Genomic DNA, 18202 nt, shown 5'->3' with positions numbered 1-18202 from the left:
AAAAGAAAGCACTATTCAGCGCTTTCTTCTTCTTGGATATTTATATTAACAGCTTGTGGTCCCTTGAACCCTGGTGCAATTTCAAACGTAGCGACTAAACCTTCTTTGATGTAAAAGTCATTTCGATTGAGAATTGAGTCCGCAAAAAAGAAAATATCTTCTTCACCATTATTTATGAAACCAAAGCCACGATTTTTATTAAATCTAACAATTTTACCTGTGAACATTATTCACCATTCCTAATCATCAAAGTCTTCTGACTTTGTTTCTGGATACTCTTGTGCAACTATTTTAGCACATCTAGCACAGAATGTTGGATAATCATTGTCGCTGCCAACATCAGTCTTGATCATACGACATCTTTGACAAACGTCTCCTTGAGCTTTTTCAACGAGCACATCAGCTAACTCATACTTATCAGCACCGTCTAATTCTTGATCAGTTAACTCAAATTGAGAAACAATCAACAATTGACCGAAATTACTGTCGATCTTATCAAGGACAGCCTTTAATTCAGCACTAGGATGAACTGTTACTTTAGCTTCTAGTGACTTACCAATCATCTTATCACCACGAGCTACTTCGAGTGATTTCAAGACATTGTCTCTAAAGTTCATAAAGATTTCCCAATCGTTTTGAATTTCTGCTTGATCAGGGATATCTTCAACTTCTGGCATTTCAGCTAGTTGAACGTAATCTTCTGGTTCTTTGAGGTATTCCCAAACTTGTTCCATCGTATGTGGCAAGATTGGTGTCAACATTTTCGCTAACTTAACCACTGCGTCATAGATAACTGTTTGCATTGAACGACGAGCATGTGAATCCTCGGCATCAATATAAACAACATCCTTAGCAAAGTCTAAGTAGAAGGTTGACATTTCGTTAACGATAAAGCTGACGACTGATTTTTCAACATCAGCAAAATCATATTTGTCGTAGTCGGCCAAAACATTTTTAACTAAGTCATTCAACTTAACCTTGATATACTTGTCTTCTGGACGAAGATCATTGTAAGCAACAGCATTAGTCTTTGGATCAAAATCAGTTGTATTAGCTAACATAAATCTAATAGTATTTCTGATCTTACGGTAAGTTTCAGAAACTTGCTTGAATGAGTCAACTGAAACTGACACATCAGAACTTGAATCAACTGAAGCTACCCACAAACGAATAATTTCGGCACCGAATTGTCTTTCAATATCACTAGGGGCAATGACGTTACCAAGTGATTTACTCATCTTGACACCGTTCTTATCCAAAGTGAAACCTTGTGACATCAATGACTTGTAAGAAGCTTGACCAAAGGCCGCAATTGAAGTTACCAACATTGAGTTGAACCAACCACGATATTGATCAGATCCTTCAAGAATCAAGTCAGCCGGATAAGTCAAGTTATCACGTTGTTTAGCAACCGCAGCGTGAACCGATCCAGAATCAAACCAAACATCAAGAATATCAGTTTCTTTAGTAAACTTGCCATTTGGAGAACCTGGGTTAGTATATCCTTCTGGTAGAAGATCCTTAGCATCTCTTTCAAACCAAACATTAGAACCATACTTACCGAACAATTCAGCTACATGGTCAACTGTTTCTTTTGTCATGATTGGGTCGCCATTTTCAGCATAGAAAATTGGCAATGGAACACCCCAAGCACGTTGTCTAGAAATTACCCAGTCGCCACGATCACGAATCATATTGTAAAGACGTGTTTTACCCCAAGCTGGTTTAAAGTCAATATTATCGATAGCATCAAGAATTTGTTGTCTGAACTTATCGATTGAAGCAAACCATTGTGGTGTAGCACGGAAAATAACTGGTTTCTTAGTCCGCCAATCATGTGGATAACTGTGAGTGAAGAAGCTCAACTTCAAAAGTGAACCATTTTCCTTCATACGCTCAGTAATCATCTTATTAGCATCATCATAGAAGACACCTTGATATTCAGGTACTTCATCAGTAAAGCGACCTTGGGCATCAATTGGAGAGAAAACAGGCAACTTGTATTTCATACCGACAACAAAGTCATCAGCACCAAATCCAGGAGCTGTATGAACTAGACCAGTACCATCATCTAAAGTAACGTGGAAACCAAGAATTAATTCTGATTCACGGTCATAGAATGGATGTGTTGCTGTTAAGCCTTCAAGTTCCGCACCCTTGAAAGTCTTCAAAATTTCAACATTTTCCCAGCCTAGTTGTTCTTGAACAAATTGGATTCTTTCTTGAGCAACAACGTATTTCTTACCATCAGCGTTAACTTCAGCGTAAATGAACTTAGGATTTACACAGATAGCCTCATTTGATGGAATTGTCCATGGAGTAGTTGTCCAGATGATAAATGAGGCATCACTATCGACTACACCTTTGCCATCACGTACTTTAAAAGCAACGAAAATTGATGGTGACTTGATATCCTTGTACTCAACTTCAGCTTCAGCTAAGGTTGATTCTGAAGATGGTGACCAATAAACAGGTTTTTTACCACGGTAAATGTAACCTTTATCGACCATTTCACCAAAGACCTTGATCTCGGCTTCTTCAAATTCTTTTTGGTAAGTAATGTATGGGTGATCCCAGTCAGCAGAAATACCTAGACGTTTAAAGCCAGCCATTTGCTTTTCGATTTCACCTTGAGCAAATTCGTAACACATTTGGCGATATTCGCTCATTGTCATTTCCTTACGTTTAACACCTTTTTTAGCAAGTTGTTGTTCGATAGGAAGACCGTGAGTATCCCAACCAGGAACATATGGTGAACGGAAACCATCCATTGATTTAAAACGAACGATAATATCCTTTGAAATCTTGTTCAAGGCATGTCCCATATGAATGTCACCATTAGCAAATGGAGGGCCATCTAGCAACTCAAAAGTTGGTTTACCTTCGTTTAATTTTTGTCTTTGTTCATAAAGTTTGTTATCTTCCCAAGCCTTTTGCCACTCAGCTTCCTTGTTTGGCAAATTACCACGCATTGGGAATTTAGTTTTACCTAAATTTAATGTGTCTTTTACTCGCATTTTTCCACCCCTTCTAAAATAAAAAAAACTCATCCAATTTAGGACGAGTTATCGCTATACCACCTATTGGTAAATCACATAAATTGTATAAAAGTTGATATACCTAAAATAGTTTTACTAGTCTCACACCAACACTAGCTCGCTGAAAAAAACAAACATTTAAGTACTAAGTCTTTTAATTACTCGAAGTATCTTTTGTCTGATCATCTTTAAAATTAAACGTTGGTTCATTTTGTTGATGATTGATCGTATAAGATTCGCCAGACTGATCTTCTTGAATATTGTTATTATAATTCATTTGGTCGTTCTTGAAAACCGTATCTTGTTGATTTTCAGGATTTGATTGTTCAGCCTGATTACTTGGATTAGTATCAAACCCTTGTCCACCAACTTTTTCCTTCAATTTTTCAGTTGAAGTTCCATCATCAAGTTTTGACCATTCTGGATTGTCAACCATATCCAACTGTTGTTGCAACATTCCTTGTAAACCTTTTCTAAAGGAACTGACTGACTTCTTCAAATTATCCGTTTCAATCGTCACTTGACGAGCCCGTTCAGAAGCATCTTGCAAAATCTGATTTGACTTCTGGGTTGATTGATTCAACAAGTCACGCGCCTTTTTCTGTGACTCTTCAACGATAATTTGTGCTTCTTGCTCCGATTCAGTCTTAACTTTTTCGGCAGCTTCTTGAGCTACCAAAATTGATTGATTCAAAGCATCTTTCATATCAGTGAAATATTTCAATTGGTCAGTTGTATCTTTAAGTTCTTTTTCCAGTTCAGCATTTTTTTGCAAAGCTAAATTGTAATCTTGGGCTGCTTGCTTCAAAAATTCATTCACTTGGTCGCGGTCATAGCCTCTAAATTTGCTATCAAATTCTTTATCATGTATCTCTACTGGTGACAATACCATAACTTCACGCCCCTATTTCTTAATCACATTGACACTAAGAAGATATTTACTATTTCTTGTCCGTCCTAAAATGTCATTGATTCTTATTCTACCAAAACCTCTTACACTAAGTGTATCAGTAATTGTAATAAATGAACTGGCATTTTTATTCACAGCCCAATTAATTTGTACTTGTCCGTGTTCGACTAATGTTTTAGCATTTTGCCGTGACATATCGTAAACCGTGGCGACAATGGTATCCAATCGTAGTGACTGCACACTCACTGTTTCATCGGTCGAATCGTCTTTAGGCAACAATAAATCTTTAAAATTCTTTTCCAGTATATGAACTTTAAACGGACCAACTTTTTTCACTTGTTCCTCAATAAAGGGAACCATTGATTTAAACATGAAAAATTGCCAATTTTGTCCATCGGTGATGATATCTCCAAATCGATCACGATCTACTCCAGATCCAGTTAAGGAACCGAGAATCTGTCCATGATGTAAATTAGCAAACTTTTCTGGATAGCGAATCTCTAACACTGACACCTGATAATCTGATTCTTGAGGCACAAAATAGTCAGGAGCAATAATTCCCCTGACTCTTTCAGCGTTATGATAACCACCAAAATAATGTACAAATAAGTCATCATACTTATTAATCAGATTATTTAAAATTGTTTGTTCTCGTAAATTCAAAAAATCCGTTAATTGTGGAGTATACATCGTCTGTGCCTTCAACAAGATATCGCTCATCTTATCGATAAACGGTTTTTCTTCAGGCCGGAAATAACCTCCACCTACGACTCCATTTTTATTTTCCATTTTAAATTATCATAAATATCACTTTCTGCAATAATTGAATTAAGATAATAGCAATTATTGGAGAAAAATCTAGAAATCCTATCGTTGTAGGAATAACTTTTCTAATTAGATCTAACAATGGATTAACCAAAGAGGCCACAAACCTTCCAAAGCTAGAACCATAAAGTGACGGTATAAATGACATTAAACAGTATACGAACAAAATAAATTCGTATAACTCAAATGCCGTCCCAATAATAAATGGTAATCCACTTAAAATTCGATCCATATCTTTCCTCGACTAACTATTCGTTTATATCTGGTATGCTTCCATCGATTTCAAACTTCGGTGGTGTGCAAAGAAAGATCTTTTCTCCAACACGTTTGATTTCGCCATTCAAAGCGAAGATAGTACCAGTTAAGAAATCTACGATTCTCTTTGATTGTTCATCGTTGACATTGTTGAAATTAACGATTACAGCTTTATTATTCAAAAGTTGTTTAGCGATAACTTTTGCATCTGAGTAAACTCTTGGTTGATAAATTGCAATCTTACTGTTGACTGCACTTCGACTCTCACTAGCAGCGCTCATAGAAACGACCTTTTCATTATTTGAATAATTTTTTTGGACTGGAGCATCGACCTTGTTCTCTTCAAGATCATCTTCATCATTAATTCCAAAAAAACTGCTTAACTTTTCAAATGCCATAAGAAAATCTCCCTTTATTTGTTGTTACGACGTTTAAAGATTGGTGGAGTTGAATCGTCATCATCATCGCTTAAATCAATAGTTTCTGGTTTTTGGAAAATTTCAAAATCACCTTTTTCACCAGTAACATCTTTAGACTTAGAAGCTTCACGATTGATGTCCCAATCAGCCAACGGATCATTTGAAGTTTCCGGTTTCTTGGCTTGTTCTGGAGCTTTTTGTTGAGCATTATTATTGTTGTTCAACGTAGCTCGAGGATTGTTTAGTGGACGTCTTGAAGGCTCACGCTTCTTATCTTCACTTTCAACGCCTGTAGCAATTACCGTAACCTTAACTTGATCACCTAAAGTATCATCGATGGAAGTACCAAAGATAATATTAACATCAGATGTAGCTTGTTCGGAAACAATTTGCGCTGCATCTTGAGCTTCAAATAGCGACAAGTCAGGACCACCAGTAATATTAAGAAGAACTTGTTTAGCACCATCAATTGAAACTTCAAGTAATGGTGAAGAAATAGCCTTCTTAGTAGCTTCGGTAATTCTATTTTCACCGTTAGCAGTACCAATACCCATCAAGGCAGATCCTTGATCAGACATAACGGTCTTAACATCGGCAAAGTCCAAGTTAACAAATCCTGGTGAAGTAATTAAATCAGAAATACTTTGAACACCTTGACGTAAAACATCATCAGCAATACTGAAGGCTTCACCCATTGGTGTTTTCTTATCAACGATTTCAAGTAACTTACTGTTAGAAATGATAACTAAAGTGTCAACATCTTTTTTAAGTTCAGTAATACCATCAGCAGCAAAACGAGAACGTTTAGCTCCTTCAAAAGCAAACGGACGTGTTACGACCCCAACAGTCAAGGCACCACTTTCTTTAGCAATATTGGCAACAATTGGTGCTGCACCAGTACCAGTACCACCACCCATTCCGGCGGTAACAAAGATCATATCTGCGCCCTCAAGGGCCTCTTTAATGGCTTCTTCACTTTCTTGAGCGGCTTTTTGGCCAACCTCGGGATTTGAGCCAGCACCTAACCCTCTAGTTAATTTAGGTCCTAATTGAATTTTTGTTTCAGCGTTAGAACTTTCTAGCGCTTGAACGTCAGTGTTAGCGGCGATGAATTGCACACCTTTGATGCCTGCTTCCACCATTCGATTTACGGCATTACCACCGGCGCCACCAACACCGATAACTTTAATTACCGCTCCCTTATTATTGGTTGAGTCTAAAGTATATTCCATTAAGGAGTTCCTCCTAGTTTAAATTGTTATTATAATTTACTTTTTATTTAATCAAAAAACTTACTCCAAAAGTCTTTGAGTTTAGATGTCTTCTTTGGTTTTGGTTCCTCAGAAGTCTGTTCCTCAGATTCTTTTGGCTGCTGTTGTGGTTGCTGTGGTTGAGGCGTTGGATCGACAGGTGTCTTTGGTACTTGTTGATTATGATTTACAACTGCACCATTGACGACGTTATCGGCAATCACACCAATATCATTCAACCTTGAAGCATAAGTAACCAAACCTAAACCTAATGAATATGAAGGATACCTCATACCCATCTGTGTCGGTACATAGCTTCTTACTTTCACATCAAATATTCTCTTTGCTAGATCCTCAATATTCGGTGTTGCAGCCACTCCGCCTGTTAAAACAATACCACCAGGAAGAGACAGTGCACCAGCATCCTCAAGTGGTGCTTGAAGTCTTGTAAAAATTTGTTCCAATCTTGCTTCAATAATTTCAGAAAGATATTCTTCTGAAATCATAACTGGTTCGCTCTTGCCAACTACTTCAACATTAATGTTTTCTTCTTTAGAAGATTTTGCTGATGACGCGTTACCATAATAAAGCTTCAACTGATTAGCATTCTCGACTGTAGTATTTAAAACGACGGAAATATCGTGTGTGACGTAATCTCCACCTTCAAAATCAACAGTCGATAATTTCAAGTTATGATCATGGACAACCGAAGCAGTCGTTTGACCTGCTCCCATATCAATAATTACAGCTCCAAAATCACTTTCACCGTCATTCAAAACAACTTGGCTCAAGGCCATCGGTGAAATCACTTTGTGGATAATATTCAATCCTGCTTTTTGAATCGCCTTTTTAGTATTATGGACGATTGTCTTTGGTGCGGTATAGATAATTCCGTTCATCTCTAAACGAACACCGATCATACCGCGTGGATCACGAATATTATTAAATCCATCAACAGAAAATTGCTTGGGAATTAAAGAAACTACTTCTCGCTCACTGGGTAAGTTTTGAACCATAGCTGCCAGCATAACCTGTCTGACATCATTTTCTGTAATTTCCTTAGATGAAGAACCTACGGCAATCATCCCTTGACATTTTTCAATCTGTAACATATTAGCCGATATACCGACTACAACGTCACGAATCGAAATATTTGCTTGTGTTTCAGCTCGCTTAACAGCCCGTTTGATAGCACCCGCAGCTTTATCTATATCGACTATAACGCCACGGCTAACTCCTTGTGATCGTTCGCTTCCAACGCCGACGATACTTAAACGATCATCTGACGATTCAGCAACCACTACTTTTATCGAATTTGTACCAATATCAAGACCTACAAAAAACTCTGAATTGTCCATTAATCGTGGCAGCCTCCCTTACCTAGAAAAAATCTATTCACTAAAAAATTTTAACACAAATATGATTATATTAAACCTATTTCTTGTCTTTATACGGATGAGAATAGGCACCAATTTCCAAATCTATAACGCCCTTTTTTTTCATTTGGGCAGCCATACCTGGATAATACTTCAATTTGGATTTTACCGTACGAATATCCGCAACAACTTTATTACCATCATTCATATCAATCTTGATCCGATACGGATTCAATTTAGTTGGAGCGTTATAAAACTCAGAAATATTAGTTTGGACATTACTTGGCAAATCAGCATAAAGTTTTGAGATCTGCTTTAAACGTTTTGAACCAAAGTTGCTATAGACTGGATAATTACCAATCGGTGCATTCATTTTTTGATTCAAAACTTGCCCATTTTTAATAATTCGATAATACGAACCATTTTTATAAATGAATCCTAAAGTTGGAAACTCTTTGACTTTGATCGTTAAGTCACGAAAGTTTCGACTTTTGATTGAGACCGACTCAACTGATGGCAACTTTTTTTCTGTCTGTTGCGCAATAGACTTATGGTGTATCAAAACATGCAGCAAAACTGAATGATCATCTACTTTTGAAGCATTGATGATTTGCTGTGCGCCTAAGTCGTTAACACCTTCAACGTTGATGTTTCTGACTTTACTTAAAGGTGAACCAAAATAAGCAATGATAACTATAATAAAGCCTATCAAAAATATCAGACTATTTTTACTTATCCTAATTCTTTTTTTCAACACCATCAAATCCTTACATTACTTATTTACCAAGTCACTTAGAACTTTTATCAAGCGATCAGCGGCATCAGGAACACCGGTTTTTTTCGACTTCTCTGACATTTCACTTTGAAGTTTCTTATCGCCCATGATCTCGTCGACATTTTTGAAAAGTGAATCAGGCGTCAATTCTGCTTCAGCTATCACGCGGGCCGCACCCACTTTAGAAACAGATTGAGCATTTTTCGTTTGATGATCATGCGTTACATAAGGACTCGGAATAAAGATTGCAGGAATGCCTAATGCTGTAATCTCCGCGATACTTGTAGCGCCGCTACGACCGACGATTAAATTAAGATCAGGTAAAATTTCCGGCATATTATCAATATATGGTAAAACGGCAATATTTGCACAGTTAAGGTACTTTTTATCAATTTTTTCTATCACGCCGTCGTAATGGACCCGACCAGTGACAAACAAAACTTGATAATCCGTTGCCGCAAATTTTTCCAAAGCGCTGATAGTCGCAAGGTTAATTGGCTTGGCTCCTCTTGAACCACCAAAAATCATCACGGTTGGTTTATCAGGCGTTAAATTAAATTCTTTCAAACGATCATTTTTTTGAATATTGACTACTTCTTGGGCACGAGGATTACCTGCAAAGACCAATTTCTTTTTCTCACTAAACTGATCAACTGCATCTGGAAAGGCAATCGCAATCTTGTCAACAAAGTGAGCCAAGAATTTATTCGTAACACCAGCAATAGTATTTTGTTCATGAATTACTGTTGGGATATGCATCGCATGTGCTGCATAAACAATCGCACTAGAAACATAACCACCAGTTCCGATAACAATGTCTGGTTTAAAGTCTTTGATAATCTTCTTTGATTTACGGATGCTCGACAAGAACAATTCAACTACTTTGACATTTTCTATGGTCAACTTCCGCTTAAATCCACGAATCTCAATCGTCTTAAAAGCAATGCCTGCATTCTTGACTATTTTGCTTTCTAAGCCTTTTTCTGTACCAACGTATAAAACATCTTCAATCATGTCTCGTTCTTTTAAACGCTTAATTAGAGCCATTGCTGGATAGATATGACCACCGGTACCACCACCGGAAACAATTATACGCATTTTTGTCATTACTTAACTTCTCCCTTTAGAGTTTCAACCTCATCAATGAATTGGTCTCCACGTTGTTCGAAAGTCTTAAATTGATCCCAACTAGCAGCAGCTGGTGAAAGTAAGATAACATCCCCAGCATCACTTTGTTTATAAGCTTCAGGTACAGCTTGTTTTAAATTATCAACTTTGACAATATTGCCAACATCAGCTTTTTGTGCTGATTCAATCACTTTGTCGGCAGTTTGACCGTAGACAACCAAATTATTGACTTTGCCCTTCAAAGAAGGAATCAATTCGTCAAAGCCGTTACCACGATCAAGGCCACCCGCAATCAAAGTAATTGGTGTCTTAAAGGCCGTCAGAGCCACGATAGTAGCTTCAACGTTAGTTGCTTTGGAATCATTATAGAATTTATGCCCACCGAAGGTATCGACATATTGGATTCTATGCTTAACACCAGTAAAAGTAGCTAAGACTTCGATAATATCTTGATTACTTACATCATATAACTTCGCAACGCTGATAGCAGCTAAGGCATTTTGAACGTTATGTTCGCCGGGGATCTTAATATCCGAGGCATTCATGATCTTTTCACCATTACAATAAATAATGTCATCCTTTACAAAAGCACCATTATTTAATTCTTGATTATCTGAGAACGGTAATATTTTGGCAGCGGATTCGCTAGCGAGATTACGCCATTCCTCAGTATTCCAATTAACAACGAAGTAATCATTCTTAGTTTGATTCTTAGTAATATGCATTTTAGCTTTAATGTAATTAGCACGTGTCTTATGAAAATCCAAATGAGTTGAATAAATATTATTCAAGACGGCAACATGAGGATGTAAATCAATTGTACCTTGGAGTTGGAAACTAGATAACTCTGTCACAACAACATCGTCTTTAGTTGCTTTTTGAATCACATCTGAAATCGGAATACCAATATTACCAGCATAATAAGCATTCTTAAATTTAGGTGAATGCTTCAACATCAATTGAATCAACGTTGTTACGGTTGTTTTACCATTAGTCCCTGTAACTGCAACCATCGTGGCATCAGAGAAACTATAAGCAATCTCTGGTTCAGTGATAACTGGAATATTCAACTTTTCAGCTGCTTGAACTAACTCATTTGAGTAAAAGATTCCCGGATTCTTAACTAAGTAGTCATAAGAGTTATCAATCAAACTTTTATCATTACTACCAGTGATCACTTTGAATCCTTCATCGATCAAGGCTTTGGCCTCAGTGTTTTTTTCTAAGGGGTTAGAATCAACGACTGTAACCTCAGAACCCATTTTTTTCAAAAGTTTAGCTACTGCGTAACCACTTTTGGCTAAACCTAAAACTAAGAATTTTTTATTTGAATAATTACTTTTCGTTTTCATTGCTATCAATTACTTCCTATACGAATAAAATTAAATAAATTGCCGAACAAATTAAACCAACGATCCAAAAGACAATATCAATCTTCCATTCCGTCCAACCGAGCATTTCAAAATGATGGTGAATAGGTGTCATCTTGAAGATGCGACGATGGAAAACTTTGAATGAAAAGACTTGTAACATAACACTAGTAGTCTCTACTACATAGACAAAACCAATCAACAATAATGACCAGTAGCGACCTAAAAGAATGGAAATAGCTGCTAAGCCGGCTCCAAGTGCTAATGAACCTACATCACCCATGAAAATCTTGGCTGGTTTGTGGTTGTAAAGTAAGAAAGCTAACAAGCCACCGACTACTGAGAAACAAACGATTGCTAAGTCAATGCGATTTTGATTCAAGGAAATGATTCCGTAAGTAGCGTAAGAAATAGTTCCTAGGCCACCAAGCAAACCATCGAGTCCGTCAGTTAAATTAGTGGCGTTAGAAAATCCAACTAGCCAGAAAAGCGTGAACAGGATGAAAATCACAACTGAGTTGACTGAAAGAATCCCTGGAATTGTAAAGTTCATTGGTAATTGATCGTTGTTGTAAACATAAAGAAAAATCAATCCCACAATTACTTGTAACAAGGCTTTTTGATAAGCACGCAAGCCTAAATTACGTTTTTTGAAAACTTTGATGAAGTCATCAATAAAACCGATACAGCCGTACAACACGATCACAAAGGTCGTAATCAATAATGAATGGGTCAATTGACCTTGCCAAGCTCCAACCCAAATATTGGTAATCAGAGTAGCCAAGATAACTAAGAGTCCACCCATAGTTGGTGTACCCGATTTTTTTTCATGCCATTTCGGTCCTTCATCACGAATCGACTGGCCTTCCTTGTGCTTGATTAAATATCTAATCATGAACGGCATTAAAATTGCCACGATTAGAAACGAACTTAATATGTCGAAAACAATATGACTAGTTTCCATGAAAATCCCCTTAATTAATTATTTTTCAATGTAACTACAATTTTACCACTGCCATTTATCACCTGACCAGCCTTGACTGACTGTTCTGTAACATAACCGTCACCTTTAGTTTTGACCGTCTTACCAGTGATCTCCGCAAACTTCAAAACATCGTTTTTGGACCAACCAGATAAATCAGGCATCGTCATTGCACCGTTAGTTAACAAGACCATTCTTTGACCTGGCATAACTTTTTCGCCACTTGATGGTAATTGTTGGACAACTTTATTACCTGTACCAATGACACCGGATTGCAAATTCAAACTCTTGATCTTACTTTGGGCATCGGTTGTGGAATCATCCAACAGACTTGGAATCTTCACATACTGACTACCTGCTTCAGTCACACTAGTTGGCGACTTACCTTGATTTACTAATCTTTTAACGAGTGGATTAAAAATTTCTGAAAGAATCTTTTCAGGCGATTCCGTCATTTTCTGAGGCTGCTTCAAAGTAATGTAAACAATGTAGTTAGGATCATCATAAGGAATCATCCCCGCAACCGAGAAAATATAATTATTTGAACCAGTCAAGTAACCACCATTTGGTGAAGCAATCTGAGCCGTACCCGTCTTAACTCCAACCTTGATACCTGGAATGTTATAAGCCATACCAGTCCCATAATTCTTAGTAACAACTTGACGCATAGCCTTTTGAACCTTTTTAGCAGTTGATTTTTTAATTGGCTGTCCCACGACTGTCCGCTTAAAATTCTTGATAGTCTTTCCAGTATCAGGATTGACTGTCTTTTGAATAATTTGTGGCTTGATCATTTCACCACCATTAGCAATCGCTGAAAAAGCTTGTAACATTTGAATTGCATTGACGTTGACACTTTGACCAAAAGAAGTCATTGCTTGATCACTGACATGTTTGTAAGAAATACCGCCAGAAACTTCGCCGGGAAGCTCAATCCCAGTCTTAGTCCCAATTTTAAACCGTTGCATGTATTTCATCCAAGTTTTTGAACCCATCTTCTCTTCAAGTTTAACCATTCCGACGTTGGAAGATCTTGGAAAAGCTTCGGATAAAGGAATATAACCCCAGCCAGCGTTATTCCAATCACTGATCGTCCGACCGCCTACTTCAACAGAACCGGAGTGATACAGCTCATTAGGATCATAGTTTTCGGAATCAATTGAAGCCGAAAGTGTCAAAATTTTCATGACTGAACCAGGTTCATATTGATCTTCAACTAAGGTATCACGCCAACTATTGGACAAACCTTTACCAGTGGTGGGATTAAAAGTTGGTCGTTGAGTGGCCGCTTCAATCGCCCCTGTCTTAGCATTCATCACAATAACTTGTAAATTTTCCGGTTGATACTTCTCATCTGCTTCTTCTGCTAAAATTTCCGCATACTGTTGAATCTTACTATTTAACGTTAGATAAATATTGGTTCCATCAGCAGATTCGATTTCATTCTTTTGAGAATTCGGTAATTCATTTCCATTACCATCAACTTTAGTAATCTTTTTACCATCTTTTCCTGATAGCATTTTATTAAAGTATTTTTCGATTCCCATCACACCACTGATATTACTATTCTTATCGTTATCATTATCAGCTTTAGTAATACCAACTAAATTGGTCGCAAAAACTCCATTAGGATAAGAACGTGACGGCAAAGCTGTGAAAGTGATTCCGGGTAGATGTAAAGCATCAATCTTTCGTTTGATTTCAATTGATAAATTACGTCCTGCTTGCCCCATTTCCACTTGATATTGCTTTTTGTTACTAGGATTCAAATATTTCAAAATCTGTTTTTGTGAAAGAGCTAAATATTTACTTAATTCTCGAGCAGTTTTTTCCTTATTGACAACATATCGTGGTTTGCCACTAGCTGTTTTACTGTCGTGATCTAAAATTGCAGCGATATTATAAACGGTTGAATCTCCAGCAATCATATCACCATTAACGTCTAAAATATCACCACGTTTGGCGTTAATTTTTGAAGTTTTAACGTATTGAGCCCTTGTTTTTTCAACTAAGTTAGCACCATCATAATGTTTCTCAATTGCAATATAGGCGAACCGCTGGATAAAAAGGATAAAAGAAAAGGCAGTCGCAATCAAAATTAATATACCAACTATATAATGATTGCGTCTTGCCTTATTTTTTAATAATTTTCTGAACTTACTCATTTTGATATATTCCTTACGTTATTGTCGCTCATTTTTAAATTATGTTTTTTGGCGAAAGAAGAAAATCGATCAAAACTACTTAACTCAGAAATTTCTTGTCTTAAATTTACGGTGCTTGTATTTGTTTTTGATATTTGGGTAGTGAGACTATCTAATTCATTTTGAGAAGAAGTCATAGATACTTTCAAACTCACGACAGCAACCATTAATGCCAACGTCAAAAGAGCGAGACCAACAATTGAAACAGTCTCAAATTTTGACAAACTGACACTATGAGTTTTTACAACTGGTTGTTCAACCGGTTTTGGTTGAACTTCTTGATATTCTTGTAAGTTTCTAGCCGTACTTTCTTCTCTCATATTATTTCTCCATTATATCTTTTCAACGACACGTAATTTCGCACTATGTGCTCGATTATTTTCAGATAATTCTTCATCATTAGGCAGGATTGGTTTTCTGGTAATCTGTTTCAAAACCGGTTTGATGTCATCCGGAATCACAGGGAGCCCTCTTGGTACATCAACGTGTGAATTATTCTTAAATATATGTTTTACAATTCTGTCTTCTTTGGATTGAAAAGTTATAACACTGATTCTGCCATGTGGTGCTAGCAATTGAATTGCTTGTTCAAGTGATCTCTCAAGAGATCCTAATTCATCATTGACAGCAATTCGAATAGCTTGAAAGACACGTTTGGCAGGATGACCACCCGTTCTTCTCTTGGCAGCTGGAATAGCATTTTTAATAATATCTGCTAATTCCAATGTCGAAGTGATTCGATGATCGGCACGAGTTCTTTCGATTGCTCGTGCTATTTGTTTGGAGAATTTTTCATCACTGTATTTATAGAAAATACTGACTAAATCATTATAAGACCAATCATTGACAATTTTTTCAGCGTCAAGATCCTGTCTTTGATCCATCCTCATATCTAAACGTGCTGCTTTTTTGTAGCTAAAGCCACGTACAGCATCGTCAAATTGTGGCGAGGAAACTCCCAAATCATAAACTATCCCATCAACCTCAGTTACACCAAGTTCTAATAGACGTTCTTGCATATTCTCAAAATTATCACGTATTAACGTTAATGAATTATCACCAATTATTTCGGCATCATTTTGAATACTTTCACCGACCTCAATAGCAGCCTCGTCACGATCAAAAACATAAAGTTTACTATGATGAACTCGACTCAACAACTCCTTAGTGTGTCCTCCACGCCCAAAAGTTGCATCCACATAGACTCCTTCGTCATGTGGATTCACTTCATCAATAGTTTCCTTCAAAAGTACTGTTTTATGTTTATATTCATTAGAAGTCAAAGTCTGTCATTTTCTCCGATATTTCTTCAAAATTATCTTCAGCCTCCTGGCTAAAGTCGTTCCATCGTTGTTCATCCCAAATCTCAAATCGATCTGAAACACCAACGATGACACAATTTTTCGTTAACTTAGCGAACTTGATCAACGGAGCCGATAAATTGATTCGACCTTGTTTATCAAATTCAACTTCTGCTGCTGCAGAATAAAAGAATCTTGTGAATGCCCTAGCATCCTTTTTGGTCAATGGTAATTTATCAAGTTGACCTTCCAACTTGTCCCATTGCTCCATTGGATAACCAAATAGGCACCCATCCATTCCACGGGTGATTACAAACTCATCACCAAGCAATTTTCTAAATTTAGCAGGAATAATAATTCTGCCTTTATTATCAAGTGCGTGATGAAATTCACCCATGAACATGGAAATCACCTCGATTCTTTAACACTTCCTAATTTACCACAAATCACCACAATTAACCACACGATATTTTACAATCAGTACTAAGTCTTCAAAAAACTTGTAAAGTGTTGGTATTAAAAGAATTATAACGGTGGGGGATTTTCCCAAAATTTAAAAGAAAGCAGTTACAAATATTGCATATTTCGAGTTTGTGAAGTAACATTTCACTATATATTAATTAGGTGGTGGAAGTTTTGAGCGAAAAAAAGCCTAAAAGCACATTAACTAAAATTATTCAAATAGTTGTATGGTTAATGATTATTGTCACAATCGGCGGTGTAGTTCTTGGTTCAGTTATGAGCTTTATCTAAAACGCAAAAAAGCGGGATTGATTCGAAAATTCGAATCAATCCCGCTTTTTTTATTTAATTTCTTGGAATTACTAATTGCTTAAAAATACGGTTCAATAAAAATGCTAGAACAACTAACATGATCATGTTAGCAATAAAACTACCACCATTAACGACCAACGAATAGATCCAAGGATTCATCCCTTTTGGCGCATATGAACCCCAGTAAATACCACCGGCCAAGAAGTGGCAGAAGTATTTAGCAAAGAAACCAATTGCTGAATAAAAGATAATCAGTCCAATAGCATTCTTACCGTTTCTCACTGCTCGTTGAACGCTGACACTACCTAATCCTATCAAACCAACGACTCCAAAAGCCAATGGATATTCAACGAAACCTTGCAATGGATTTAAAACACCACCGCCAAGTCCACGCAAGAACATGTCCAAAAGTCCCCAGGCAAGACCAGCTAACAATCCAGCTTTCACACCTCGTCTTAGCGCATAAACTGACATCGGAATCAACCCATAAACTACTTGAATTGAGGAAATTCCGGTTGAATGTGGGATATATGACAATCCCATTGCCAAAGCTGCAATGATTGCACCTTCAGTTAAAACCACCAAGCTATCTTGGCTACTAACTTTATTGATCATACAAAAAAACTCCCTTCTGATTTTAGTCATCACAAGAGAGTTCGAGCATTTGCTTGAACAACACTATCCCTACGCATGTATTAACATAACAGGTTTAAAGGGTCTGAACGATTCGTTCACTCTCAGCCACTGGCTCCCCCTGTGTTGACTTTATTTAATTCAAGTAAATTCTACCATAGGTTTTATTTTTTGCCAAAAACTCGGCCCCAAAAGCCAATTTTTTTTGTCTGACTCGATAAATCTAAAGGAATATTTTCACCAAGCATCCGATGGGCGATATTTTGATAACTATGACCTGCATCGCTATCACGGTCAAAAGCAACAGTCTGCCCAGCATTCGATGCTGAAATCACCCGATCTTCATCGATCACGATGCCTAATAGTGGAATTCCTAAATGATTAACAATGTCATCGATCCGCATTGAAGTCCCATCATTGATCATGTTTTTGCGAATCCGATTGATAATTAAATGCGGTGTGATCGGCATATTCATATTTTCCAAAATACCAACCACTCGATCAGCATCACTAACTGAAGCCACTTCTGGATTTGTGACCACCAGCGCTCCGTCAGCAGAAGAAACAGCATTTTGAAAACCATATTCGATTCCCGCTGGGCAGTCGATCATCACAAAGTCAAACCGTTGTTTTAATTCATTGACGATCATGGCTAAAGATTCCTTGTCTAAGACATATTTATCCGCAAATTGTGAAGCAGCTAATAAATACAAATTGTCTTCAAATCTAGGATCTCTGACTAAAGCCTGTGAAACGACCACTCGATGCTGTGCGACATCCACGATATCGTAGACGACCCGATTGGTTAATCCCATGACTGCATCTAAATTACGCAAGCCAATATCCAAATCAACCATACAAACTTTTTTACCTAGACTTGCCAAGACAGTACTTACATTAGCGGTAGTAGTAGTTTTACCTACACCACCCTTACCTGAAGTTACAACTATTGATATCCCCAT

Annotated in this window: 19 protein-coding genes and 1 riboswitch; of the genes, 1 reads left to right on the top strand and 18 read right to left on the bottom strand. The window is 37.2% G+C overall.

The window, feature by feature from the left end:
* Positions 1 to 11: 11 nt before the first annotated feature.
* The 16 genes from EGT49_RS00180 to mraZ form a co-directional block, all read right to left on the bottom strand.
* On the bottom strand, positions 12 to 227 hold the full coding sequence (locus EGT49_RS00180; protein ID WP_135370938.1) for a cold-shock protein: 216 nt from the start codon (positions 225 to 227) through the stop codon (positions 12 to 14).
* 12 nt (positions 228 to 239) lie between these two features.
* Positions 240 to 3017 (bottom strand): isoleucine--tRNA ligase, encoded by a 2778-nt coding sequence (gene ileS, locus EGT49_RS00175; protein ID WP_135370937.1) that lies wholly within the window; start codon positions 3015 to 3017, stop codon positions 240 to 242.
* A gap of 175 nt (positions 3018 to 3192) precedes the next feature.
* A complete protein-coding gene (locus tag EGT49_RS00170) occupies positions 3193 to 3930 on the bottom strand; it encodes a DivIVA domain-containing protein (RefSeq protein WP_135370936.1) in 738 nt (245 codons plus the stop codon).
* Between the two features lie 12 nt (positions 3931 to 3942).
* On the bottom strand, positions 3943 to 4737 hold the full coding sequence (locus tag EGT49_RS00165) for a YlmH family RNA-binding protein (protein WP_135370935.1): 795 nt from the start codon (positions 4735 to 4737) through the stop codon (positions 3943 to 3945).
* Between the two features lies 1 nt (position 4738).
* Entirely contained in the window at positions 4739 to 5005 is a 267-nt protein-coding gene (locus tag EGT49_RS00160; protein WP_135370934.1) for a YggT family protein, read from the bottom strand.
* A gap of 16 nt (positions 5006 to 5021) precedes the next feature.
* Entirely contained in the window at positions 5022 to 5426 is a 405-nt protein-coding gene (locus tag EGT49_RS00155; protein ID WP_135370933.1) for a cell division protein SepF, read from the bottom strand.
* 14 nt (positions 5427 to 5440) lie between these two features.
* Complete coding sequence (ftsZ, locus tag EGT49_RS00150) at positions 5441 to 6679, bottom strand: cell division protein FtsZ (RefSeq protein ID WP_135370932.1); 1239 nt, start codon at positions 6677 to 6679, stop codon at positions 5441 to 5443.
* 47 nt (positions 6680 to 6726) lie between these two features.
* Positions 6727 to 8055 carry a cell division protein FtsA gene (ftsA, locus tag EGT49_RS00145; RefSeq protein ID WP_135370931.1) on the bottom strand — a complete coding sequence of 443 codons (1329 nt, stop codon included), beginning with the start codon at positions 8053 to 8055 and terminating at the stop codon, positions 6727 to 6729.
* A 76-nt stretch (positions 8056 to 8131) separates the two neighbouring features.
* Positions 8132 to 8827 (bottom strand): cell division protein FtsQ/DivIB, encoded by a 696-nt coding sequence (locus EGT49_RS00140; RefSeq protein ID WP_167849703.1) that lies wholly within the window; start codon positions 8825 to 8827, stop codon positions 8132 to 8134.
* 18 nt (positions 8828 to 8845) lie between these two features.
* Entirely contained in the window at positions 8846 to 9946 is a 1101-nt protein-coding gene (murG, locus tag EGT49_RS00135; RefSeq protein WP_167849709.1) for an undecaprenyldiphospho-muramoylpentapeptide beta-N-acetylglucosaminyltransferase, read from the bottom strand.
* A gap of 8 nt (positions 9947 to 9954) precedes the next feature.
* Entirely contained in the window at positions 9955 to 11328 is a 1374-nt protein-coding gene (gene murD / locus EGT49_RS00130; protein ID WP_135370928.1) for a UDP-N-acetylmuramoyl-L-alanine--D-glutamate ligase, read from the bottom strand.
* A 16-nt stretch (positions 11329 to 11344) separates the two neighbouring features.
* Positions 11345 to 12310, bottom strand: a complete 966-nt coding sequence (mraY, locus tag EGT49_RS00125) for a phospho-N-acetylmuramoyl-pentapeptide-transferase (protein WP_135370927.1) — start codon at positions 12308 to 12310, stop codon at positions 11345 to 11347.
* 14 nt (positions 12311 to 12324) lie between these two features.
* Positions 12325 to 14499 carry a penicillin-binding transpeptidase domain-containing protein gene (locus EGT49_RS00120; RefSeq protein WP_167849708.1) on the bottom strand — a complete coding sequence of 725 codons (2175 nt, stop codon included), beginning with the start codon at positions 14497 to 14499 and terminating at the stop codon, positions 12325 to 12327.
* On the bottom strand, positions 14490 to 14852 hold the full coding sequence (ftsL, locus tag EGT49_RS00115; protein ID WP_135370925.1) for a cell division protein FtsL: 363 nt from the start codon (positions 14850 to 14852) through the stop codon (positions 14490 to 14492). Before ftsL ends, EGT49_RS00120 begins: the two co-directional genes overlap by 10 nt.
* 12 nt (positions 14853 to 14864) lie before the next feature.
* Positions 14865 to 15815 (bottom strand): 16S rRNA (cytosine(1402)-N(4))-methyltransferase RsmH, encoded by a 951-nt coding sequence (rsmH, locus tag EGT49_RS00110; protein ID WP_135370924.1) that lies wholly within the window; start codon positions 15813 to 15815, stop codon positions 14865 to 14867.
* A complete protein-coding gene (gene mraZ / locus EGT49_RS00105) occupies positions 15805 to 16236 on the bottom strand; it encodes a division/cell wall cluster transcriptional repressor MraZ (RefSeq protein WP_135370923.1) in 432 nt (143 codons plus the stop codon). The genes rsmH and mraZ overlap by 11 nt, the downstream gene beginning before the upstream one ends.
* 221 nt (positions 16237 to 16457) lie before the next feature.
* On the opposite strand from mraZ, the gene EGT49_RS00100 reads away from it, so the two are divergent.
* Positions 16458 to 16586 (top strand): DUF4044 domain-containing protein, encoded by a 129-nt coding sequence (locus EGT49_RS00100; RefSeq protein ID WP_425456234.1) that lies wholly within the window; start codon positions 16458 to 16460, stop codon positions 16584 to 16586.
* Between the two features lie 54 nt (positions 16587 to 16640).
* Here the strand turns inward: EGT49_RS00100 and thiT are convergent, their stop codons facing one another.
* Both thiT and minD read right to left on the bottom strand, forming a co-directional pair.
* Positions 16641 to 17222, bottom strand: coding sequence for an energy-coupled thiamine transporter ThiT (gene thiT / locus EGT49_RS00095; RefSeq protein WP_135370921.1), 582 nt, complete (start codon positions 17220 to 17222; stop codon positions 16641 to 16643).
* Between the two features lie 48 nt (positions 17223 to 17270).
* A riboswitch (TPP riboswitch) is annotated at positions 17271 to 17372 on the bottom strand.
* A gap of 32 nt (positions 17373 to 17404) precedes the next feature.
* Positions 17405 to 18202 carry a septum site-determining protein MinD gene (gene minD, locus EGT49_RS00090; RefSeq protein WP_135370920.1) on the bottom strand — a complete coding sequence of 266 codons (798 nt, stop codon included), beginning with the start codon at positions 18200 to 18202 and terminating at the stop codon, positions 17405 to 17407.

The sequence above is a fragment of the Companilactobacillus suantsaicola genome, assembly GCF_004745525.1.
GTDB classification, from domain to species: domain Bacteria; phylum Bacillota; class Bacilli; order Lactobacillales; family Lactobacillaceae; genus Companilactobacillus; species Companilactobacillus suantsaicola.
Note: the sequence above shows the minus strand (reverse complement) of the source record. Positions and strands in the feature narration are given on the sequence as shown.